The sequence below is a fragment of the Caballeronia sp. LZ032 genome, assembly GCF_031451315.1.
Taxonomy (GTDB): Bacteria; Pseudomonadota; Gammaproteobacteria; order Burkholderiales; family Burkholderiaceae; genus Caballeronia.
Map to the genome: position 1 here is coordinate 1,566,349 of NZ_JARUXP010000001.1, position 20,097 is coordinate 1,586,445.

The window sequence follows — 20,097 nt, forward strand, 5'->3', positions numbered from 1 at the left end:
GGGCGCGATGAGCGAGCACCCGGGCCCCGATCCCGCATTGCTGCGGCCCGCGCGCGCCGCGCGGCCGGCGGCGGCGTTGGCGCTGGCGGCGCTCGGCACCGACACGCTGGCCGCGCTGCTCACGGCGCTGATCGCGCTGTCGTACGCCGCCGGCTACGGCGCGATGATCTTCTCCGCCGGCCTCTCGCCATGGCTGCCGGCCGGCATGCCCACCGCGCTGCTGAGCTGTGTGCTCGTCGCCCTGGTGGTGTCGCTGACGAGCTCGGTGCCGTTCGTGATCGCCGGGCCCGATTCCAACGCCACCGCGCTGCTGGCGCCGCTCGCCGCGGGCATCGCGTTGTCGGTGCATGCGGCGGGCGGCGACGATGAAGCCGTGCTCGCCACGGTGCTGATGCTGATCGCGGTGTCGTCGCTGGCGACCGGCGCGTTGCTGTTCGCGCTGGCGCACTGGAAACGCGGCAATGCGATCCAGTACATCCCGTTTCCGGTGATCGGCGGCTTTCTGGCGGGCACCGGCCTGCTGCTGCTCGAAGGCGCGCTGCGCGTGCTGACCGACGTGCCCGTCGGCCTCGCGACGCCGCGCATCGTCATGCAGCTGCCGTGGCTCGCGAGCGTGCCGGCGCTCGTGGTCGGCCTGGGCCTGCTGGTGCTGACGCGCATCACGCGGCCGTCGCGCTACGCGATCATCCTGACGTCGATGATGGCGCTCGGCATCGCGCTCTTCTATTTCGGGCTGGCCGCGTCAAGCAAGCATCTCGAAGACGCGCGGCGCATGGGCCTGCTGTTCCGCTACGAACCGCTGTCCGGCATGCGCCTGCCGGTCGCGCTGATTCACGTCGCCTGGCTGCCGATGCTGTGGTCGCGCGCACTCGACATCGTCGCCATCGCGGCGGTCTCGTCGATGACCGTCCTGCTCAACGCGACGAGCATCGGCGTCACCACGTCGCGCGACATCGACTTCAATCGCGAGATGCGCGCGGCCGGTCTCGCGAATCTGTTGACCGGGCTGGCGGGCGGGCTGGTCGGCGCGCAATCGATGACGCGCACCATGACCAACTGGCGGCTCGGCGTGCGCGAGCGGCGCGCGGGCGTGCTGGCCGCGCTGCTCTCGCTCGCCGTGATCGCGTTCTTTCCGAGCATGATGACGCTCCTGCCGAAGCCGGTGCTGGTCGGGCTGCAACTGTTCATCGGCGCGGCGATGCTGATCGAATGGCTCGTCATGTCCATCCGGCGCCTGCCGTGGCACGACTACCTGCTGATTCCCGCGATCATGGTCTGCATCGCGGTCTACGGCATCACGGCGGGCGTCCTGCTCGGCATCGTCGCGGCGTGTCTGCTGTTCGTGGTGCGCTACGGGCGCGTCAATTGCCTGCGCCGCGAATTCGACGGCCGTGGACGGCGTTCGAACGTCGAGCGCGGCGTCGATGACACCCGGCTGCTCGATGCCCACGCGCACGCGCTCTATGGCGTCGCGCTGCAGGGCTTCCTGTTCTTCGGCACGGCGCACTCGATCCTCGCGCATATCCGCGGGCGCATCGAAGCGCCGGAGGGCACGTCGAAGGAGCCGGGCGTGCGCTACGTGCTGGTGGATTTCGCGCGCGTGCATGGCGTCGATGCATCGAGCGCCGCGAGCTTCGTGCGGCTGCGTCAGGCCTGCGGACGCGTGCGTGCGCAGATTGTGCTGACGGGTCTGTCTCCCGCGCTGCGCAGCTGGCTGGCGCGTGATGCCACGCATGCAAACGACCCGAACGGCCCCGGCAGCCTGCATGTCTTCGACGACCTGGACGGCGGCCTCGAATGGATCGAGACACAGATCCTGCGCGACGCGCGCGGCGCCGCGTCTGCGTGCGTCGCGCCTGCCGCCAGCGAGACCTTCGTCTCGACGCTGCCCGCCACGCTCGACGCATTGCGCCCGCATCTCGACACGCTCCGGCTCGCGCCCGGCGACTACCTGTTCCGCCAGGCCGATCCCGGCGATTCCATCTACTTCGTCGAGACCGGGCGCGTGACCGTGGCGCTCGCGCTCGGCGACGGCCACACGCTGCGGCTGAGGAGCTTCGGTGCGGGGACCATCGTCGGGGAAATGGCGGTGTACACGGGCGCGCAACGCAGCGCGGATGTCGTCGCCGACGCGCCCACGGTCGTCTCGCGGCTGGCGCTGACGACGCTCCGGCGTCTCGAGGACGAAGACCCCGCGCTCGCGGCGCGCATGCACAAGTTCGCCGCGCGCGTGCTGGCGGCGCGGCTCGGTGCGGCCAACGAGCAGTTGCGGGCGGCGCAATGAGGCGCCGCCGGCGCGCGGACCGCGAACCCTTCGCTTTCGTGCTGAAACGCGCGGGCGGGCGCTGGGCGCTGGGTGTGGCGATCGTGATCGGGTTCGCGGCGCACGCGCTGTCGCTTTATCCGCTGCGTTTCATCGATACCCTCGACGCCCTGATCTACGACACCCAGTTGCGCCTCTTCATGCCGCGCACGACGGACGCGCGCATCGCCATTCTCGACATCGACGAGAAGAGCCTCGCGGAACTCGGCCGCTGGCCGTGGAGCCGCGCGCGCATGGCGGAACTCGTCGAGACGCTGTTCGAGCGCGAGCATGTCGCGGTGCTCGGTTTCGACATGGTGTTCGCCGAGCCGGATGCGAGTTCAGGCCTCGCCGTGCTCGACGGCCTCGCGCGCGGCGCGCTCGCCAGCGACGCGGACTACCGCGCGGCGCTTGCGGCGCTGGCGCCGACCCTCGACTACGACCAGCGCTTCGCCGCCACGCTCGCGCGCCATCCCGTCGTGCTCGGCTATTACTTCGCGAACCAGGATGCGTCGAGCGGCGCGATCCCGGCGCCGCTGCTGCACGCGGGCGCGTTCGGCGCGCATCCGTTCACGCTGTTCGACTGGACCAGCTATGGCGGCAACCTGCCCGCGCTGCAAACGGCGGCGCGGCGCGCGGGTTACTTCAACCCGGTGATCGACTTCGATGGCGCCGTGCGGCGCGTGCCGCTCGTGACCGCTTATCGCGACGGCGTGTACGGCGCGCTGTCGCTCGAAGTGCTGCGGGCGCTGTACGGCGACGCCGCCGTGCGCCCGCTGTTCGATGACCCCGCCGACGCGAGCGCGCCGCTGTCCGGCCTTGCCTTGACGACGCCGCGCGGCACCCGCGCGATTCCGCTCGATGAAAATGGCGCGGCGCTCGTGCCGTATCGCGGCGGCGCGGGCAGTTTCCCGTATTACTCGATCGCCGACGTGCTCGCGCGGCGCATTCCGCCGGGCGCGCTGGCGGGCCGGATCGCGCTGATCGGCACGACCGCGCCGGGCCTGATGGATCAGCGCACGACGCCGGTGGGCGAGGTGTATCCGGGCGTCGAGGTCAACGCGAGCCTGATCAGCGGCATGCTCGACGGCGCGATCCGTTTCCAGCCGCCCTTCGCCGCCGCGTTGCAGGCGGTCGCGCTGGTGGTTGCGGGACTCGCGATGATTTTCGTATGGCCGTGGCACGGTCCCGCCCGCGCGACGCTCTGCACCGTGCTGCTGCTCGCGGCGTTCGTCGCCGCCGATCTCTATGCGTTCGCGCGCCTCGACTGGTTCATTCCGATCGGCTCGCTGCTGCTCGCCATCGTCGCGCTCCATGCGCTGAACATGTCGTATGGCTATTTCGTGGAAGCGCGAGCCAAGCGCCGCTTCGCCGCACTGTTCGGCCAGTATGTGCCGCCAGAACTGGTCGAAGAAATGAGCCGGCATCCGGAGGACTACAGCATGGCGGGACGCCGCGCCGAACTGACGGTGCTGTTCTGCGACGTGCTGGGTTTCACGGCCATCGCGGAGACGCTGGAGCCGGACGCGCTCGCACGCCTGATGAACGAGTATCTCGGCACCATGACCGAGGTGATCCGCGCGCATCGCGGCACGCTCGACAAGTACATGGGCGATGCGATCATGAGCTTCTGGGGCGCGCCCGTCGACGACCCGGCGCACGCGCGTCACGCGGTGGCGGCGGCGCTCGGCATGCGTGCGGCGCTGGTGGAACTGAACCGCACGCTGAGCGCGCGCGGCTGGCCGACGCTGTGGATCGGCATCGGCATCAATACCGGGCCGATGACCGTCGGCGACATGGGTTCGCCGGTGCGCAAGGCCTATACCGTGATGGGCGATGCGGTGAACGTCGCGGCGCGGCTCGAAGGCCTGACGCGGCGTTTCGACATCGACATCATCGTCGGCGAGGCGACGCGCGCGCAGGTGCCCGATATCGTGTTTCGCGAGCTGGACCGCGTGCGCGTGCGGGGCCGCGTCGCGCCGATCGCCGTGTTCGAGCCCCAGCCGCCGCAGCATGACGCCGAAGCGCTCGCGTGCTGGCACGCGGCGCTCGCGCATTACCGCGCGCGCGAGTGGGACGCGGCGCAGGCCATTCTCGATGCGCTGGCGGCACGGTATCCCGGACAGCAACTGTATGCGTTGTATCGCAAGCGGATCGAGACGCTGCGCAATGCGGAGCTGCCCGCCGACTGGGACTGCGTCAGCGCGTTCGACACGAAGTGATTTCCTGCAGTCTTCAACTGGGCCGCATCATGAAAGTTCGGGTACTCGGCTGTAGCGGTGCGATCCATGGCGGCGGTGGCCATGGCTCCGGCCTTGATCCGGGCGGCACCACGGCGCTGCTCGTGGACGACGATCTGCTGATCGATGCGGGCACGGGCGTCGCCGTGTTGTCCGACGACGCCCTCGCAAGCATCGACCATGTGTTCCTCACGCATTCGCATCTGGATCACATCGCGTATCTGCCGCTGATGATCGATGCCGTCGGCGAAACGCGCACGGCGCCCGTCACCGTTCATGCGAACCGCGCGACCCTCGACATCCTGCACGCCCACATCTTCAACAATCTGATCTGGCCGGACTTCACGCGGATTCCCTCGGCGACAGCGCCTGCCGTGCGCTTCGAGGCGCTGGAAGCGGGCCGACAAGTGGTGCTCGACGGGCGCACCGTGACCGCGCTGCCCGCGTGCCATACGGTGCCGTCCACCGGCTTCGCGCTGACGGGCGCCGCCGCGAGTCTCGCCTTCAGCGGCGATACGACCACGCATCCCGCGTTCTGGTCCGCCGTGCGCGCGCTGCCGGGCTTGCGTTACGTGATCGTCGAGACGGCGTTTCCCGATGCGCAGATCGAACTGGCGCGCATCGCGCATCACTATTGCCCGAGCCTGCTCGCCGACGATCTGCGCGGCATTGGCCCTGGTTTCCAGGCCGAACTGCTGATTTCGCATCTGAAGCCACCGCACGGCGCGCAAATTCTCGATGAACTGCGCGCCGCGCTGCCGAACCTCGCATTGCGTGCGCTGCGCGCGGGCGAGGTGCTGAAACTGTGACGAGCATCGCCTCGTTCAATGCGGGAGAGCGGCGGCACGGTTGATGATCGGCTGGGCCGGGCTGCTGGCGCCAGCAGGCACGGGCAGCAGTTCGCCGCGCACGATGGCCCGCACCGTTCCCGCGATCAACAACCCGATCACCACGTTCGACAGCACGAAGATCACCGGCGTGAGCCATTCGAGCGGTCCGGCGGCGCCGCGTTCGAGCATGCGCAGCATGAGCGTCGGCAAGGCGGCGGCGCCGAAGCTCACGGCCCAGTAGGCGGGCGTGAAGCCGCGCTGACGGATCCAGGGAACCAGCCGGATCACCAGCAAGGCCTGATAGAGCCCATAACCAAGCAGCATCCAGGCGAACACATCGGGCACGCCGTGCGTGATCGCGAGATAGCTCACTCCGCCGACGACGGGCGGCGCGAGCTGGATCCCGAGACTCGGACGCAGCGCTTCCGGCAAGGGTTCATGCACGGCGGCGCGATGCAGCACGATGGATTCGATCGCGAGCCACGAGAACACGCCTGCGCCGAAGAACAGCGCGCCGAGTTGCGTGAAGCCGAGACTCGCGGCAGCCGTGCCGGCGACGAAGCTCGGCGCGACGGTCGGCAGGTAGATGGCCGGCGTGCTCAGTTCGGGCTTGCGGCCGCCTTGCCAGAATCGCCCGTGCAGCCAGACCCCGAGCGAAAGCTGCCCGATCACGCCCAGCATGAAGAGCGCGATGGCGAGATCGCGCGAATAAACCTGCACGGCTTGCGCGGCAAGCAGCACGGACACCGGCACGAGCGCCGCGAACGAGGACAGCACAGGATGTTGCATCTCGGCGAGCGCCGCCGCGCGCGCGACGCGCCAGGTGCGGGCGTAGGCAATCAGGACCACGAGCAGGACGGCGAGCGCGGCGGCCGTGAGGAATGCCGGGATGACATCGGGAATCGTCCAGACGCGTGCGGCCGCGCGCCACGCGCCGGCGAAGGCCAGCGCGCCGACCGGAATGCCGAAGAACGCCACCGGCATCGGCGCGGGCTGGGGTGTTGCGCGGTTGCTGTTCATTGCTCTTCTCCTGGAAGTCGATGGAGAGAGCTTAGGCGCGCCACGCTCCGGGTTGAATGTCGCGGAGGATCGTTGGTCTGCTCGGGCGTCTCAATTCGCTCCGCCCGGTCCCGCACCCGTCACCGTCCGACGAACGCATCCACATGCCGCGCCAGTTCCAGCGGATACTGGAACATCAGCGCGTGCCCCGCATCCGCCACGACGTCCAGCCGCGCACGCGGAATCATCTGCTCGAGCGCCCGGCCATTGGCGTCGGGCAGCACCGCGTCGTCCGCGCCCTCGATGATCAGCGTGCGCACCGGCGAGCGCCGCAACGCCGCAGCGGCGGCGTTATCGGCGAACCAGCCCTGCATCGCCCGGTCCTGCTGCGTCGCGACCATGTCCGGCACCGGCCGGCCCTTGTACCCCGGCGGCGCGAACATGTCGCCGACGAAGCAGCGCGACGCATCCGCCACCGCATCGGCGGGAAACAGCACGCCCATGATGCGCGCGAAGGCGTCCTTGCCCCCGCCCGACAGGACCGAGAGCACCTCGGGCGGCGTCGGCACCGCGTCGGGCCCGGGCGGCGCGGTGGCAATCAATGTGAGCGATGCGACCTTGTCGCGTGCATCGAGCGCGAGCTGCTGCGCGATCATGCCGCCCATCGACCAGCCGACCACATCGACCTGCGACAGCTTCAGGCCCGCGATGACATCGGCGGCATCGGCGGCCATGTCGCGGATGGAATAGTCCGAGCTGTAGCGTCCATCGACGATCGTCGAGCCGCCGATGCCGCGGTTGTCAAAGACGATCACGTCGCGATGCTTCGCCAGTTCGCCGAGCAAATACGCGTTCCATTCGCCGAGCGTCGCGCGATAGCCGGTAATCAGCAGAAGCGGCCTGCCGTGTCCGAACCGCGCATAGCCGATCGGCCCGTTGCGGCCCTGCACCGCGTTCAGTTTCGCCACGGGCGGCTGGTCGGGACGCGCGCTGTGCAGCCCGCACAACTGGTCCGGCCCGAACGAGACATTTTCCGCGGACGCGGACGGCGCGAACGCCGCGCAAGCGGCAATGACCAGGCACGACGACAGGACACGGGCGAGCGGCACGTCTTTCATCCAATGCTCCAGGGAGTGAATCAAGGGCTCACGCGCGCCGGCGATCGAACAAAAAGCCGACGCACGTCGTGACAGCGGGGAATAATAGGCGGCGGATCACGCGCCTTCAACAAGAGCTTAAAACCGGAGTTCCAACGATGATGACCCGACTCGTCCACTCGTGCCTTCTTCCCGCTGCCGCCGCGCTGCTGCTCGCCGCGTGCAGCACGCCGGTCGAATTCTCGGCGACGGCCAGCCCGCCGCCCTGGAACGACAGCGGCGACGCCGACTTCACCGGCATGGACAGCGCGATGTCCGCCTGCAAGGCCGCCGCGAAGCAGGCCGGCGCGGGCCGCTGCACGCAGATCCGTGCCTATGAGGCGTGCATGAAGACGAAGAGCTATATCACCGTGCTCGGGCCGGAGAACCCGCCGAACTGCGGCCAGCCCGACTGGGAGCAGGACGTGCGCAAATGGATCAAGTGAGGCCGGTCAGGTGCGCTCAGGTGCGATGGGCGAGGCGCATGAACAGCACATAGAGCAGCGCGCCCGCCGCCGCGCCGATCAGCCAGCCGAGATTGTTGGGCGGCAGGAGCTTGAGCATCTGCGTCGAGAGCTCCCAGCCGACCGACACGATCCCTGACAACACCAGCGCCGCCAGCCCGACCTTGTTCCAGCCGCCGTCATAGTGGAAGCGTCCGCCGGGCTGCATCGTGTAGAGATCGGCGGTCTGCACCTGCTGGCGCTTGATGAGGTAATAGTCGGACATCATGACGCCGTACATCGGCGCGAGCACCGCGCCGAACACCGACACGAAAATGGTGATGGCCTTGGGGCTGTCGACGAAGATCCACGGACACACCATCACCGCGAGCACCGACGCGATCAGCCCGCCCTTCTTGAAGTCCACGTGCTTCGGAAACAGATTGGCGATGTCGTAGGCCGGCGAAACGAAGTTGGCGACGATGTTGATGCCCATCGTCGCGATGATGAAGGTAATGCTGCCGATCGCGACCCACACCTTGTTCTCGATGCGCGAGACGATCTCGACCGGGTCCATGATCATCGTGCCGAAGACCTTCTCACTGCCCGCGGTGACGATCACCGTGATGATCGCGAACGCGACGAAGTTGAACGGCAGGCCCAGGAAGTTGCCGACCTTCATCTGCCGCTCGCTCTTGGCGAAGCGCGAGAAGTCGCCGAAGTTGAGCAGCAGCGCCGCGAAGTAGCTCACCACGAGCAAGGTGGCGTTGATCATCGCGTGGAGTTGTTCGTCGCCGGACAGGACCTTGCCCGACAGCGTGAGATTGAGACTGCCGAGACCGGCGTGATAGAGGATCCAGCCCATCAGCACGAACATCACGACGTACACCGCCGGCCCGCAGAAATCGATGAACTTGCGGATGATCTCCATGCCGCGCTGGAAGATGATGAGCTGCAGGAGCCACATGAAGAGGAAGCTCACCCAGCCGAGCATGTCGAGCCTGAGAAAGCTGGTGTCGCGCCACGCGGCCACCGACGGCACGAACAACAGCAGCAGCGTGGCCACGGCCTTCGATGCAAAGTAGGTCTGCACGCCATACCACACTATTCCTACCACGCCGCGAATCAGCGCCGCGAGATTCGCGCCCATTACGCCCATCGAGACGCGGGCCATCACCGGGAACGGTATGCCGTGCACGAGGCTCGGCTTGCCGACCCAGTTCATCAGCACATACACGACCAGGATGCCGATGGTCAGCGCGAGCAGCACTTGCCAGCCGGAGATGCCGAGCAGGAACAGGCTTGCGGCAAACGTATAGCCGCCGACGCTGTGCACATCCGACATCCACATCGCGAAGATGCTGTAGCCGTTCCAGGTGCGCTTCGAGCGCGGCACGGGCGCGAGATCGTGGTTGTAGAGCCGCTCGTCGGCGTCGACGATCTCGGTGTCGGCGCCAGGCAGCGCGGCATGGGCGGAGCGTGCAGGGGTGGCTGACATGGCGTCCTCCTGGACCGATACGGAAGCGGACTGTCGAACTGCCCGGAGCATGAATCGGGGCACAAATCGGGGCACGGCTCAAGGGCAAGAGTAGTTCATCCACTGGCGAAGGTGAACCGGACATCGACAGTGCTTACTGCGGCTTTCACCGCGTTAAAGTCCGATCGTGCCCTTGCCGTTATGCACACCATGAGAAAAAGACGCCTCCCCTCCCGCGACATGAACAACGCCTTCTCCGCCGCCGCCGAAGCGCTGGCGCTGTTCTGCCGCCTGCGTAATATCGACGCCACCGAACTGCCCGCCGAAGACGTCGATACCCTCCTCGATCTCGCTTTCGAAGAAGCCGCGCAACTGGCCGCGGCACGCAGCGAGGCACGCCGGACTAGCTGACAGCGATCGAGCCTTCGCGACAGGCGTGGAACTTGCTTGTTGGCAAGGGATGCGCAGTGCGCGCCGCGCGGAGGTGGCATGTCCCGGATTCTCGGCCCGGTACTGGGCCCGCAAGTACGTAGTGTCGCGCGTCATCCGTTCGGTTTCGCGCTGCGCACGCTGAAGGCCTTCCGCGCGAACCAGGGCGTATTGCTGGCAGGCGCGGTGGCGTATTACGCGCTGCTCTCCATCGTCCCGCTGCTGATCCTGATCGTCATCGTGCTGTCGCGTTTCGTCGGACAGCAGGAATTGCTCGACACCCTCGCTCATCTGCTCGAATGGCTCGTGCCGGGACAGGCGCGCGCGATCGTGCGCGAGCTGGCCAATTTCCTCGCGCATCGCGCGGTGCTCGGCTGGGTGCTGCTCGTCACGATGATCTTCTTCAGCTCCCTCGCCTTCACCGTGCTGGAGAACGCGATGTCGGTGATCTTCGTGCATCGCGTCGCGATCCGGCGCCGCCATTTCCTGCTCTCTGCCTTGCTGCCTTATTGCTACATCCTGTTCCTGGGCGTCGGCATGCTGATCGTCACCTTCGTCTCCAACGGACTCCAGGCGATGGGCAGCAACTCCATCGACCTGCTCGGCATTGAGGTGTCGCTCAAGGGCGTGTCGCGGCTGCTGCTCTATCTGCTCGGCTTCGCGGGCGAGGTCTTCGTGCTCACGTCGATCTATCTCGTGATGCCGGTCGGACGCCCTTCGCTGCGGCTCGCGCTGCTCGGCAGCGTCGTCGCGGCCGTGCTGTGGGAAATCACGCGGCACGTGCTCGTGTGGTACTTCGCGACGCTCTCGCAGGTCAGCGTGGTCTACGGCTCGCTGACGACGTCGATCGTCGTGCTGTTCAGCCTCGAAGCACTGGCGACACTGTTGCTGTTCGGCGCGCAGGTCATCTCCGAGTTCGAGCGCTTCGGCCACGACGCCGATACGCCGCCGCGAGGCTTCACCACGGATTGAGCATGCGTGCGCTACAGTGAAGCGCCCCGTCCTCCGTGCCGCCGATGTCCAAGCCCCGTTCCGATGCCGCCTCCGCGCGGGCTCGTCACGCTCGCCACCGAACGCGCGCGTGGCCGTTTTGACGTGCAGCGCGATGCTCGCCTTCGCCGGCAACTCGCTGCTGTGCCGGCTCGCGCTGAAGGGCACGCAGATCGACGCGGCCACCTTCACGCTGGTGCGCATCGCTTCGGCGGCGCTGTTGCTCGCGGCGATCCTGATGGCGCGCGGCCGTGACCGGCACGCCGAAGCGGCGCGCGCCGGCAGCTGGATGTCCGCGCTCGCGCTGATCGTCTATGCCGCGATGTTTTCCTATGCGTATGTGCGGCTCCCGGCCGGCACCGGCGCGTTGCTGCTTTTCGGCGCCGTGCAGGCGACGATGATCGGCTATGGCCTCGCGACAGGAGACCGGCTCGCACCCGCACAATGGCTCGGGCTGTCGCTCGCGCTCGCCGGGCTCGTCTGGCTCGTGCTGCCGGGACTGACGGCGCCAGACCCGCCGTCGTCGGCGCTCATGATCGCGGCGGGCGTCGGCTGGGGCGTGTACTCTCTGTGCGGGCGCGGCCTTGCCGATCCGGTCGCGGCCACCGCCGGCAACTTCCTGCGCGCGCTGCCGTTCGCGGCGGCGGTTTTCATCGCAGCGCTCGCGCTCCAGCAGGCCCGCTTCGACGCCGCCGGCCTCGGTTACGCCGCGGCCTCCGGTGCGCTGACCTCCGGCCTTGGCTATGTCGCCTGGTATGCAGCGCTCAAAGGCCTCAAGCCCGCGACGGCCGCGACCGTGCAACTGAGCGTACCGGTCATCACGGCGGTCGGCGGCGTGCTGCTGCTCGGCGAAACGCTCGGAGCGCGGCTCGTGACGAGTTCGATTGCCATACTCGGCGGCATCGCACTTGTCGTGATGACCCGACGAAATACCTGAAAGCTCATCGTTATGGTCATCCCGAATGATGAAACTTCGGGAATCCATGTGAACTTTTAACAATTCCGGGCCACGAATGCCCATGCGTCTCGTGAAGCCCGCGAGCCGCACGATTCGTATGTGCGCCAGCTCACATACGCCCGGCGTGGTCCTCTGAAGAATGACGTATGCGGAGCACTCCATTTTTGGGGCTGGAACGAAGCCTGCTATGTAGATTGGCTGGAGATATTTCGTTGTCGTGTCGCGCGATGCGGGACGCCCTGAGCAAAGGGCTTGCCAGACGGTGTCAGATCCACCGGCCCCGATCGAGCGAGATACATTCCGCCGTTTTGTTCGACTGTCCGATGCCGCCAGATCCATGGCGAGACCGGACGGCAGTTGTATTGATCGGCTTACTGATCCGCTAAACGAGCGCCGGCCGGAGCGGCCGGCCGGCGATGCCGCGTTCCGCGCATGAGTCATCTGCGCTGAACCGGGCGATGGCAGCACCGTTCCTGCTTCGGCTGATTCCGGTGCGAGTGCCCGTCGTCCCGTGCGGCTGCCTGACCGGGCGTGCGCGCTGCCATGGCGCCCGCCGTCTGACCCATACGTTCTGGAGAGTGCTGACATGCCTCACCATGCTGAGCTACCCCCCGAGGAGCGTTTCGAGGCCCATCCCGGCCCGGCGAACGATCCGAGCGTCATCAACCTGTCTCCGCCCGAGCCCGACTTCGGCGATGAACCCTCGCCCGTGCGCGCGCCCTTGCGCTTCGGGCGGCTCGCGCTGTGGATGGCGTCCGCGAGTGCCCTCGGCATCGGCGTGCTGGGAACCGTGGGCTACGGCATGTGGTTCAACCACGACCAGCGCGTCTACGCGGAAGCGATGGCGAGCGCGCGCAAGACGCTCGGCATCGAGCAGCCGGTGATCGCCGCGCAAACGCAGTCGGCGGGTGTCGTGGAGGCAACCGGAACCGCGCCCGCCGTGTATGTGGGCAACACGAGCGGCGCTGCATCGGCGAACGTGACCGCGACGCCGCTCGACACGGCCTCGCCGTCCACGGATGCGCCGACGACCCTCGCTGCCGCCACCGCCGACGACCCTGCACAGGATGCAGCCGGCACCACGGAACTCGCGACGGCCACCGCGCTTGCCGCGACGCCCCGAAGCACCGCGCCCGCACAAATCGCCGCGACGACGCGCCGCGCCAACGGCGCCGCGGTCCAGCAAACGGCCCAGACCAGCAGTCGCGCGCCGCAGGCCAACCAGGCCAGCGCGGCGCGCCGGCACAGCGCGCACGCCAAGCCCGAGGGCGGACTGTTTGCGCGCGTCGGCGCGTTCTTTCATCGAGTGAGCTATCGACACAATGTTCCGACCCGTCAGCGAGAGGAGTATTCCCGTCCCTGATGAGACCCTTGTGATGCGTTCCCGGCGCGTACTCGAATACGCGTTCCGGCGGGCGCGCGCGCGGGGGCCGGCGCCGCTCGCAGGCGCCGCGCTGCTATGTCTTCTGATGGGTCTGCTGTTCCTGGCTTTCCAGGTGCGCGCGATCTTCTCCACACAGCTTCAGCAGGAATATGTGGGGCTCGTGCTCGAGGCAGTCGAGCGCGCCGGCGCGGCCCGCGCCACCGCCTTGTCCCTGCAGGATTCGCCCGCCAGCGATCCGCAGCACCGCACCGCCTATCGCGAAGCGCGCCTCGAACTTGCCGCGCGGCTGGCGGCGCTGCATGCGCTCATCTCATCGAGTCCGGAGCCGGCGCCGGCGCTGCCCGCCTCCGTGCTGGCGCCGTCGGCGGCGCTCGGCGAAGCGAGCAGCGCGCTCGATTCCACCTACGCGTACTGGCGCACCGAGCGCGACCGCACGAGCGCCGACGTGCGCGCACGCATCCTGAGCGTGTCACATACGCTGATCGCGCTTTCGGCCATCGTGTTTGGCGTGCTGATTACCGCGCTCGGGATGTATGCCAAGCGCAACCGGCAACTGGTCGGCCTCTCGAACGAGTTCGAGCAGGCTTCGCTGCACGATCCGATGACTGGCCTGCCGAACCGCCGCAAGCTGTTTGCCGCGCTGGAGGAAGCGGCCAGCGAGCGCGCGGACGGCAACGGACGCATCGCGGTGCTGTATATCGATCTCGACGGCTTCAAGCGAGTCAACGACACGCGCGGCCACCGTATCGGCGATGAATTCCTGATCGCGGTATCGCGCCGCTTTCGCCAGGCGGTGCGCGGCAGCGACCTGGTCGCGCGCATTGGCGGCGACGAGTTCGCGCTGCTGGTGCAGTCGTTTTCGAGCGACAGCGAACTGGCCGCCATCGCACAGCGCATCATCGCCTGCGTACACGAGACCGATGCGCAGATGGGCCTGTCGATCGTGCGCGCGAGCATCGGCATCGCCAGCTATCCGGACCGCGTCGACGACTACTGGCGCCTCGTCGCCGCCGCCGACGACACCATGTACACCGTCAAGCGCAACGGCAAGAACGGTTACGCGTTTGCTTCGGCTTCGGCATCAGCTTCGGCGTGAAGCCGAAGCGAAAGCATCAGGCCGCCGCGCGCAAGTCCTCTTCGCCGCCGAGCGCCTCAGTGATGGCCGAGAGCATGCGCGCGAGTTCGCCCGTCATCAGGATGAAGTCGGACTCGAAGCGCTCGTCGTCGTTGCAGGCGGTGGGATCGGCGGCTTCCTTGATGACATCGAGCGCGCTCACGCGCTTGAGCGTCAGCGACGGTGTCAGCACGAACGACACGCGGTCATCCCACGTCATGGCCAGCCGCATGCACTGCTTGCCCGCCTCGATGTGACGGCGCATGTCTTCCGTTTCGAGCGCATGCCCGACGTAGCGGACCGTCGCGTTGCCTTCGCCGGTCGAGCGCAGTTCGGTGTCGCGATCGAGCGTGAAGCCGCCGGGCGCGTCGCCCGACAGGAGCCACTCGGTCATCGCGGATACCGGTGAACGCGCGGTGCGCACGCTCGCAAGGGGCAGATCGGTCACCGACTTGACCAGCAGACCGATGATGTCGTCGCACACCGTGGCGGAGGCCGAATCGATCGCGAGCCAGCCGTTGACCGGATCGATCCACACACGCGTATCGCGGCGAATGCTGAAGGCACGCGGCAGCAGTTCGTCGGTGACCTGCTCCTTCAGTTCCTTCATTTGCTTGCGGCCGGGCCTGAAGCCCTGCTGCTCTTCGAGTTCGGCCGCGCGTTCCTTGACGAACTGCGTGACGACCGACGACGGCAACAACTTCTTTTCCGCGCGATACACGATGAGCATCTGGCGGTTCGTCGCATGGACGAGTTCGCCGTCGCCGCGCGGCGCGACCCAGCCGCGCCGTTCGTTCTCGATGCTCGACGCCGCGCTGAACGCGAGCGGCGCGAGCCATTGCTGCAGTTGTTGCGGCGTGACGGACCAGTGAGCGGGAAGACGATGAAGCTGGAGGTTCTTGAACCACATGGCGCGGAATATCGATGAGGGCGATTGCGGGCAACCGGGGGCGACATTCTATACGACGTCTCCGGCACGCAGCAGGCTCGGACGGAAACGCGTATGGTGTCCCCTTCCCTGTCACGCTTTCGATCCCATGGATACTGTCCGTCTGCACCGTGCGCGCGCCGTCGCGCTTGCCGCTGTCTTCTCCGCGCTCGTGCTGGGCGGATGCGCTGCATCGTCATCCAGTGCGCCTGCCTCTTCGCAGGACGCGGCCACGACCTCGCTCGATGCCGCGATCGCCGGCCCGCAACGCAGCGACAAGGCGCGTGCGCGCGATGTGTACCGGCATCCGAAGGAGACGTTGCAATTCTTCGATCTCGCGCCGACGCAGGCGGTGCTGGAGATCGCGCCGGGCGGCGGATGGTACACGGACATACTCGCGCCGTATCTCCACGATGCGGGGCAGTTGTATGAGGCGCAGTATCTCAGCACGTCCGCGGATCTCGCCGCCGAGGACAGCGAAACCGATGCCGCCTACCTTCGCAAGCTCGCCGCCACACCCGCGCTCTATGGCAACGTGAAGGTGGGCACGCTGCACGCGGGACGGTTCATCGGCTTCGACGCGCATGAACGGTTCGCACGCGTGCTCACGTTCCGCAACATCCATAACTGGATCAAGGACGGGCAGGTCGATGCGAATTTCAAGGCCTTCTACGATGCTCTCCAGCATGGCGGCGAACTGGGCGTCGAGGAACACCGCGCGCGACCGGGAACGGGCGTGCAGCAGATGACCGATACGGGCTATGTGACCGAGGCGTTCGTGATCGAACATGCGACAGCCGCCGGCTTTGTGCTCGCCGGACGCAGCGAGGTCAATGCGAATCCACGCGACACGAAGGACTATCCGCACGGCGTATGGTCGTTGCCGCCGACCTTCAAAGGGGGCGATGCCGACCGCGCGCGTTATGCCGGGATCGGCGAATCGGACCGGATGACGCTCAAGTTCGTGAAGCCATAGCCGAGCCCGCTCATGCGTTTTAAACCGTGCGAACGACGTGGGCGGCACGACCGGCGTTACACTAGGGACGCCTGAAAACCGATGACAGGCTGAGCGTGCAAGGAGCGATCATGAGTGACTTCGACGGCAACCGCACCTTTCGCGGACTACCGCTGACGCCCGAGCAGGACGCCGAGATCCGGCACTACATCAAGAAGCGAAAGCAGCGCGGCGAAACGTGGGAAACACCCGAACTGGAGGCGATGCTGCAGGACATGCTGGAGCCGCCTCCCGACGACGACATCTTCGCCGACGAGGAAACCGAAGAGGAAACGCGCGGGGTGGCAGAACGCGCATCGGCATTCATCGACGAGGGCATGGACCCGATCGAGAACAGCGAGGAATGGCATGCCGCCATGGAAGCCGAGGCGATGAAGGGGCCGCGCCGCTGATCGGCGTTTCACACGAACAGTTCACTTCATTCATGCACACGGCGCCGAGTCATGCCGGCGCGTTGCATGCTGCACTGCGCGCTCAATGCCTGTGCAACCAGTCGCGCTGCGGATGCGAATCCAGCCAGCGCGGCCGCGGCGTATGGATATGCGGATGCCGGCGATTCATCACGAGCACTGCCGCGATGCACAACAACAGAAGCACACCCGCCATCACGCTGATCATCGGTTCGGTCATCGCAATCTCCTGTCGATCAAGGGGCGATATCTGGCATTCTAGGCCGCGCTGCGCTTGACGGTCCGACTTCTTCGCGCACAAGGCCCGCGTGGCCGGGAGCACGCAAAGCGCTTGTGTCCTATAGTGCTTGGCAGGCGAACCGACGACTGGAGACACACATGGCGACATGGAAACCGGATCCGAGCTTCTACCCTTCCCCGCGTCTTGCAGCGAAGGCGCCGCGCGAGACGCTCGCGTACGTGGCGACCTTCGATCCCGAGCGCCGCGCACCCGACAAGATCGCCGTGGTGGATGTCGATCCGGATTCGCCGGACTATACGAAGATCGTCGGCGAAATCGCCATGCCCGATACCGGCGACGAGCTGCATCATTTCGGCTGGAACGCGTGTTCATCCTGTCTCTGTCCCAACGCGCCGCATCCCCATATGGAGCGGCGCTATCTGGTGGTGCCGGGGCTGCGTTCATCGCGCATCCATATCATCGATACGAAGCCGGATCCGAAGAAGCCCGTCATCGTGAAGACGATCGAGCCCGCGGAGCTCGCCGAAAAAACCGGTTATACGCGGCCGCACACAGTGCATTGCGGGCCGGGTGGAATCTATATCACGGCGCTCGGCAATGCCCAGGGCCAGGCGCCCGGCGGCGTGCTGATGCTCGACCAGCAGAGCTTCGATCCGCTCGGCCGCTGGGAAGTGGAGCGCGGTCCGCAGCAGCTTGCCTACGACGGCTGGTGGCATCTCGGCTACGACACCATGGTCACGAGCGAATGGGGCACGCCGGACACCTTCGAGAACGGCCTCGTGCCCGATTTGCTGCTGGGCGCGAAGTACGGCCGCAAGCTGCATTTCTGGGACTTCACGAAGCGCAAGCATATTCAGGAGATCGATTTTGGGGACGAGTATCAGCTCGTCTTCGAACTGCGTCCCGCGCACGATCCGACCAAGGCCTACGGCTTCGTCAATTGCGTGATCAGTCTGAAGGATCTGTCCTCGTCGATCTGGACCTGGTACCGCGACAAGGACAAGTGGGCGGTCAGGAAAATCATCGAGATTCCCGCCGAGCCCGCCGACGCCAACCAGCTTCCGCCCTTGCTGAAGGGCTTCAATGCGGTGCCGCCGCTCGTTTCGGACATCGATCTGTCGATGGACGACCGCGTCCTCTACGTCTCCTGCTGGGGCACCGGCGACATGCTGCAATACGACGTGTCCGATCCGTTCGCGCCGAAGCTGACGGGCAAGGTGCGAATCGGCGGCGTGGTGTCCCGCGCGACCCATCCGGGCGCAGCCAACGGCGCGCTGAACGGCGGCCCGCAGATGGTCGAGGTGAGCCGCGACGGCCGTCGCGTGTACTTCACGAACTCGCTGTATGGCGCGGTGGATGCGCAGTTCTATCCCGAAGGCATCGACGGCTGGATGGTCAAGCTCGATGCCGGCGCGGATGGCGGGCTGTCGGTCGACGAGAAGTTCTTCATCGACTGGCCGAAGGGGCACCGGCCGCATCAGATCCGGCTGCAAGGCGGCGATTGTTCGTCGGACTCGTTCTGCTACCCCTGACACGCCGCGAGCCGCCCGCATGGATTCTGCCTCGCCCGGGCTGCTTCTCACGGCCGCGAGCCTCGGTGCCTTCCACGGGCTCAATCCCGCGATGGGATGGCTCTTCGCCGTCGCGCTCGGCCTCTATGCGAGAAGCCGGCGGGTCGCGCTGGTGTCACTCGTGCCGATTGCGCTCGGGCATGCCGCCTCGGTCGCGCTGGTGCTGGCGGGCGCGCTCACGCTCGGCATGGCAGTGGGCCACGACGTGCTCGCGCGCGGCTGCGGTGCGGTGCTCATCGGCTGGGGCGTGTGGCGGGCCTGGCGCGGGCATCGCGGCAGACCGACGGTCGGCATGCGCACCGGGCTCGCCGGGCTCGCGCTCTGGTCGTTCGTGATGTCGAGCGCGCACGGCGCCGGGCTGATGCTCGTGCCCGCGCTGCTGCCGCTTTGCACCGGCGGGATCTCCGATCGCGCCTACGAAGCGGGCGCGATCGCACTGATGGTGCACACGGGCGCGATGCTTGCCGTGATCGCGCTGATCTCGATGATCGCGATGTCCGTGCAGGCGCGCGGCGGCCTGGGCTTTTTGCGCAGCGGCTGGATCAACATCGATTGGCTCTGGAGTGTGGCGCTCATCGCATGCGGCGCGTGGCTCTTCCTGTAGTCTCCACGTTTTGAAAGCGCCTTGATGCAGGGTGCGATGCGACCGCGCCGGCCGACTCGACGGCATGGCGGCAGGCGGCTTGAGTTCGGCGGGCAACGGCTATCGTGGCCGATTGCGCGGGACAGCGACTCCCGGCACTATCGCCCGGAACGAACAGTGAATATCGCGGCGCGCCACCGGAGCATCAGGCCGATAAAACCACGTGGGGAGTTTTTGATGCGCGAGATTTCATACGAAGAACAAACCGTCAATTCAGGCAATCCGCTCGCTCGTTTCGCCCATCGCACGAGAATGTCGATGGCGATCAATTTGGTCAGCGAACTGTGCCCTGAGCGCGGTACCGTCGCGGATTTTGGCGCGGGACCGGGGCTGTTTCTGCACGCACTCGGTGAAACTCGTCCTGACGTGACGCTCATCGGTCATGACATGTTCATGGCGCCGGCGTTTCCGGAGATCAAGTACGCGGAGTCGCTCAAGTCGGTGGCGGCGAACAGCGTGGACGTGCTGACCGCATTCGAGGTCTGCGAACATCTCTACGATCACGAGCTCGATGCCCTGCTCGACGACGCCTCGCGGATTCTCAAGCCGAACGGTGCATTCGTCATCTCGGTGCCGATCATGTATGGACTCGCGATCGGACCGAAAGTCTCGAACTGGATGATCCGCAGCCGCTCGTTGCAGTCCGAGTATTCTCCGGCTGAGTTCTTCAAGGCGATGGTCGGGATTCGCGTGAGCCGGCCCGAGAATCCGCGCACGACGCACAAGGGCTTCGACTTCCGCGAATTGCGCGATGTCGTCAGCAAGCGCTTCCGGATCGATGCGACTCAGCTCAGTCCGCTGCCCATCGCGCCGTGGTGGATGAGCTCGCAGTTCTTCATGACCTGCAGGCCGAAGGGCAAGAACTGAGAGACTGTGCGCGGGCGAGCTGCGTGGTCGCGCTAACGTAGGGATCGGAAGTGAGGAAGCGCCGGGTCTTTGAGATCATCAGGGGTCCGGCGTTTTGCGTTTTGAATGCTTGATGCTGAA

At 66.7% G+C, this 20,097-nt stretch carries 19 protein-coding genes; 14 read left to right on the forward strand and 5 right to left on the reverse strand.

The window, feature by feature from the left end; translation table 11 throughout:
- The first annotated feature begins 7 nt into the window (after nucleotides 1-7).
- The 3 genes from QCE69_RS07340 to QCE69_RS07350 are packed head-to-tail and all read left to right on the forward strand — an operon-like array spanning nucleotide 8 to nucleotide 5,351.
- Nucleotides 8-2,284, forward strand: coding sequence for a SulP family inorganic anion transporter (locus tag QCE69_RS07340; protein WP_309930115.1), 2,277 nt, complete (start codon nucleotides 8-10; stop codon nucleotides 2,282-2,284).
- Nucleotides 2,281-4,524: an adenylate/guanylate cyclase domain-containing protein gene (locus tag QCE69_RS07345; protein ID WP_309930116.1), complete on the forward strand. Its 2,244-nt coding sequence runs from the start codon at nucleotides 2,281-2,283 to the stop codon at nucleotides 4,522-4,524. The genes QCE69_RS07340 and QCE69_RS07345 overlap by 4 nt, the downstream gene beginning before the upstream one ends.
- 29 nt (nucleotides 4,525-4,553) lie before the next feature.
- Nucleotides 4,554-5,351, forward strand: a complete 798-nt coding sequence (locus QCE69_RS07350) for a 3',5'-cyclic-nucleotide phosphodiesterase (protein WP_309930118.1) — start codon at nucleotides 4,554-4,556, stop codon at nucleotides 5,349-5,351.
- A gap of 15 nt (nucleotides 5,352-5,366) precedes the next feature.
- Here QCE69_RS07350 and tehA read toward each other — a convergent pair whose 3' ends face one another.
- Entirely contained in the window at nucleotides 5,367-6,392 is a 1,026-nt protein-coding gene (tehA, locus tag QCE69_RS07355) for a dicarboxylate transporter/tellurite-resistance protein TehA (RefSeq protein WP_309930120.1), read from the reverse strand.
- A gap of 119 nt (nucleotides 6,393-6,511) precedes the next feature.
- On the reverse strand, nucleotides 6,512-7,489 hold the full coding sequence (locus tag QCE69_RS07360; RefSeq protein WP_309930122.1) for an alpha/beta hydrolase: 978 nt from the start codon (nucleotides 7,487-7,489) through the stop codon (nucleotides 6,512-6,514).
- Nucleotides 7,490-7,626: 137 nt separating this feature from the next.
- Here QCE69_RS07360 and QCE69_RS07365 point away from each other — a divergent pair, with 137 nt between their 5' ends.
- Complete coding sequence (locus tag QCE69_RS07365; RefSeq protein WP_309916332.1) at nucleotides 7,627-7,953, forward strand: hypothetical protein; 327 nt, start codon at nucleotides 7,627-7,629, stop codon at nucleotides 7,951-7,953.
- Nucleotides 7,954-7,969: 16 nt separating this feature from the next.
- Here the strand turns inward: QCE69_RS07365 and QCE69_RS07370 are convergent, their stop codons facing one another.
- A complete protein-coding gene (locus QCE69_RS07370) occupies nucleotides 7,970-9,448 on the reverse strand; it encodes an NCS1 family nucleobase:cation symporter-1 (RefSeq protein ID WP_309916335.1) in 1,479 nt (492 codons plus the stop codon).
- Nucleotides 9,449-9,667: 219 nt separating this feature from the next.
- On the opposite strand from QCE69_RS07370, the gene QCE69_RS07375 reads away from it, so the two are divergent.
- The 5 genes from QCE69_RS07375 to QCE69_RS07395 all read left to right on the forward strand — a co-directional run bounded on the left by QCE69_RS07375 (nucleotide 9,668) and on the right by QCE69_RS07395 (nucleotide 14,284).
- Nucleotides 9,668-9,838, forward strand: a complete 171-nt coding sequence (locus tag QCE69_RS07375) for a hypothetical protein (RefSeq protein WP_309916338.1) — start codon at nucleotides 9,668-9,670, stop codon at nucleotides 9,836-9,838.
- Between the two features lie 78 nt (nucleotides 9,839-9,916).
- Entirely contained in the window at nucleotides 9,917-10,828 is a 912-nt protein-coding gene (locus QCE69_RS07380) for a YihY/virulence factor BrkB family protein (RefSeq protein WP_309916340.1), read from the forward strand.
- Between the two features lie 133 nt (nucleotides 10,829-10,961).
- Nucleotides 10,962-11,783, forward strand: coding sequence for a DMT family transporter (locus QCE69_RS07385; protein ID WP_309931592.1), 822 nt, complete (start codon nucleotides 10,962-10,964; stop codon nucleotides 11,781-11,783).
- Between the two features lie 607 nt (nucleotides 11,784-12,390).
- Nucleotides 12,391-13,167, forward strand: coding sequence for a hypothetical protein (locus QCE69_RS07390; protein ID WP_309930124.1), 777 nt, complete (start codon nucleotides 12,391-12,393; stop codon nucleotides 13,165-13,167).
- A 13-nt stretch (nucleotides 13,168-13,180) separates the two neighbouring features.
- Nucleotides 13,181-14,284 (forward strand): GGDEF domain-containing protein, encoded by a 1,104-nt coding sequence (locus QCE69_RS07395; RefSeq protein WP_309916345.1) that lies wholly within the window; start codon nucleotides 13,181-13,183, stop codon nucleotides 14,282-14,284.
- Between the two features lie 16 nt (nucleotides 14,285-14,300).
- Here the strand turns inward: QCE69_RS07395 and QCE69_RS07400 are convergent, their stop codons facing one another.
- Nucleotides 14,301-15,212 carry a recombination-associated protein RdgC gene (locus QCE69_RS07400; RefSeq protein WP_309930125.1) on the reverse strand — a complete coding sequence of 304 codons (912 nt, stop codon included), beginning with the start codon at nucleotides 15,210-15,212 and terminating at the stop codon, nucleotides 14,301-14,303.
- Between the two features lie 127 nt (nucleotides 15,213-15,339).
- Here QCE69_RS07400 and QCE69_RS07405 point away from each other — a divergent pair, with 127 nt between their 5' ends.
- Both QCE69_RS07405 and QCE69_RS07410 read left to right on the forward strand, forming a co-directional pair.
- Complete coding sequence (locus tag QCE69_RS07405; RefSeq protein WP_309930126.1) at nucleotides 15,340-16,206, forward strand: methyltransferase; 867 nt, start codon at nucleotides 15,340-15,342, stop codon at nucleotides 16,204-16,206.
- 110 nt (nucleotides 16,207-16,316) lie between these two features.
- Entirely contained in the window at nucleotides 16,317-16,637 is a 321-nt protein-coding gene (locus QCE69_RS07410) for a hypothetical protein (RefSeq protein ID WP_309916352.1), read from the forward strand.
- A gap of 82 nt (nucleotides 16,638-16,719) precedes the next feature.
- On the opposite strand, the gene QCE69_RS07415 is transcribed toward QCE69_RS07410, so the two are convergent.
- Nucleotides 16,720-16,875 (reverse strand): hypothetical protein, encoded by a 156-nt coding sequence (locus tag QCE69_RS07415; RefSeq protein WP_309808395.1) that lies wholly within the window; start codon nucleotides 16,873-16,875, stop codon nucleotides 16,720-16,722.
- Between the two features lie 158 nt (nucleotides 16,876-17,033).
- Here QCE69_RS07415 and QCE69_RS07420 point away from each other — a divergent pair, with 158 nt between their 5' ends.
- The 3 genes from QCE69_RS07420 (at nucleotide 17,034) to QCE69_RS07430 (ending at nucleotide 19,977) form a co-directional block, all read left to right on the forward strand.
- Nucleotides 17,034-18,428, forward strand: a complete 1,395-nt coding sequence (locus tag QCE69_RS07420) for a selenium-binding family protein (RefSeq protein ID WP_309930128.1) — start codon at nucleotides 17,034-17,036, stop codon at nucleotides 18,426-18,428.
- A 19-nt stretch (nucleotides 18,429-18,447) separates the two neighbouring features.
- Nucleotides 18,448-19,071, forward strand: coding sequence for a hypothetical protein (locus tag QCE69_RS07425; protein ID WP_309930129.1), 624 nt, complete (start codon nucleotides 18,448-18,450; stop codon nucleotides 19,069-19,071).
- A 297-nt stretch (nucleotides 19,072-19,368) separates the two neighbouring features.
- Nucleotides 19,369-19,977 (forward strand): methyltransferase domain-containing protein, encoded by a 609-nt coding sequence (locus tag QCE69_RS07430; protein WP_309808398.1) that lies wholly within the window; start codon nucleotides 19,369-19,371, stop codon nucleotides 19,975-19,977.
- Nucleotides 19,978-20,097: the final 120 nt, after the last annotated feature.

What these genes read in the sequence shown, in the direction of transcription:
- QCE69_RS07340 (WP_309930115.1), top strand. Translation starts at nt 8, where the DNA reads ATGAGCGAGCACCCGGGCCCCGATCCCGCATTGCTGCGGCCCGCGCGC.
- QCE69_RS07345 (WP_309930116.1), top strand. Translation starts at nt 2,281, where the DNA reads ATGAGGCGCCGCCGGCGCGCGGACCGCGAACCCTTCGCTTTCGTGCTG.
- QCE69_RS07350 (WP_309930118.1), top strand. Translation starts at nt 4,554, where the DNA reads ATGAAAGTTCGGGTACTCGGCTGTAGCGGTGCGATCCATGGCGGCGGT.
- tehA (WP_309930120.1), bottom strand. Translation starts at nt 6,392, where the DNA reads ATGAACAGCAACCGCGCAACACCCCAGCCCGCGCCGATGCCGGTGGCG.
- QCE69_RS07360 (WP_309930122.1), bottom strand. Translation starts at nt 7,489, where the DNA reads ATGAAAGACGTGCCGCTCGCCCGTGTCCTGTCGTCGTGCCTGGTCATT.
- QCE69_RS07365 (WP_309916332.1), top strand. Translation starts at nt 7,627, where the DNA reads ATGATGACCCGACTCGTCCACTCGTGCCTTCTTCCCGCTGCCGCCGCG.
- QCE69_RS07370 (WP_309916335.1), bottom strand. Translation starts at nt 9,448, where the DNA reads ATGTCAGCCACCCCTGCACGCTCCGCCCATGCCGCGCTGCCTGGCGCC.
- QCE69_RS07375 (WP_309916338.1), top strand. Translation starts at nt 9,668, where the DNA reads ATGAACAACGCCTTCTCCGCCGCCGCCGAAGCGCTGGCGCTGTTCTGC.
- QCE69_RS07380 (WP_309916340.1), top strand. Translation starts at nt 9,917, where the DNA reads ATGTCCCGGATTCTCGGCCCGGTACTGGGCCCGCAAGTACGTAGTGTC.
- QCE69_RS07385 (WP_309931592.1), top strand. Translation starts at nt 10,962, where the DNA reads ATGCTCGCCTTCGCCGGCAACTCGCTGCTGTGCCGGCTCGCGCTGAAG.
- QCE69_RS07390 (WP_309930124.1), top strand. Translation starts at nt 12,391, where the DNA reads ATGCCTCACCATGCTGAGCTACCCCCCGAGGAGCGTTTCGAGGCCCAT.
- QCE69_RS07395 (WP_309916345.1), top strand. Translation starts at nt 13,181, where the DNA reads ATGCGTTCCCGGCGCGTACTCGAATACGCGTTCCGGCGGGCGCGCGCG.
- QCE69_RS07400 (WP_309930125.1), bottom strand. Translation starts at nt 15,212, where the DNA reads ATGTGGTTCAAGAACCTCCAGCTTCATCGTCTTCCCGCTCACTGGTCC.
- QCE69_RS07405 (WP_309930126.1), top strand. Translation starts at nt 15,340, where the DNA reads ATGGATACTGTCCGTCTGCACCGTGCGCGCGCCGTCGCGCTTGCCGCT.
- QCE69_RS07410 (WP_309916352.1), top strand. Translation starts at nt 16,317, where the DNA reads ATGAGTGACTTCGACGGCAACCGCACCTTTCGCGGACTACCGCTGACG.
- QCE69_RS07415 (WP_309808395.1), bottom strand. Translation starts at nt 16,875, where the DNA reads ATGACCGAACCGATGATCAGCGTGATGGCGGGTGTGCTTCTGTTGTTG.
- QCE69_RS07420 (WP_309930128.1), top strand. Translation starts at nt 17,034, where the DNA reads ATGGCGACATGGAAACCGGATCCGAGCTTCTACCCTTCCCCGCGTCTT.
- QCE69_RS07425 (WP_309930129.1), top strand. Translation starts at nt 18,448, where the DNA reads ATGGATTCTGCCTCGCCCGGGCTGCTTCTCACGGCCGCGAGCCTCGGT.
- QCE69_RS07430 (WP_309808398.1), top strand. Translation starts at nt 19,369, where the DNA reads ATGGCGATCAATTTGGTCAGCGAACTGTGCCCTGAGCGCGGTACCGTC.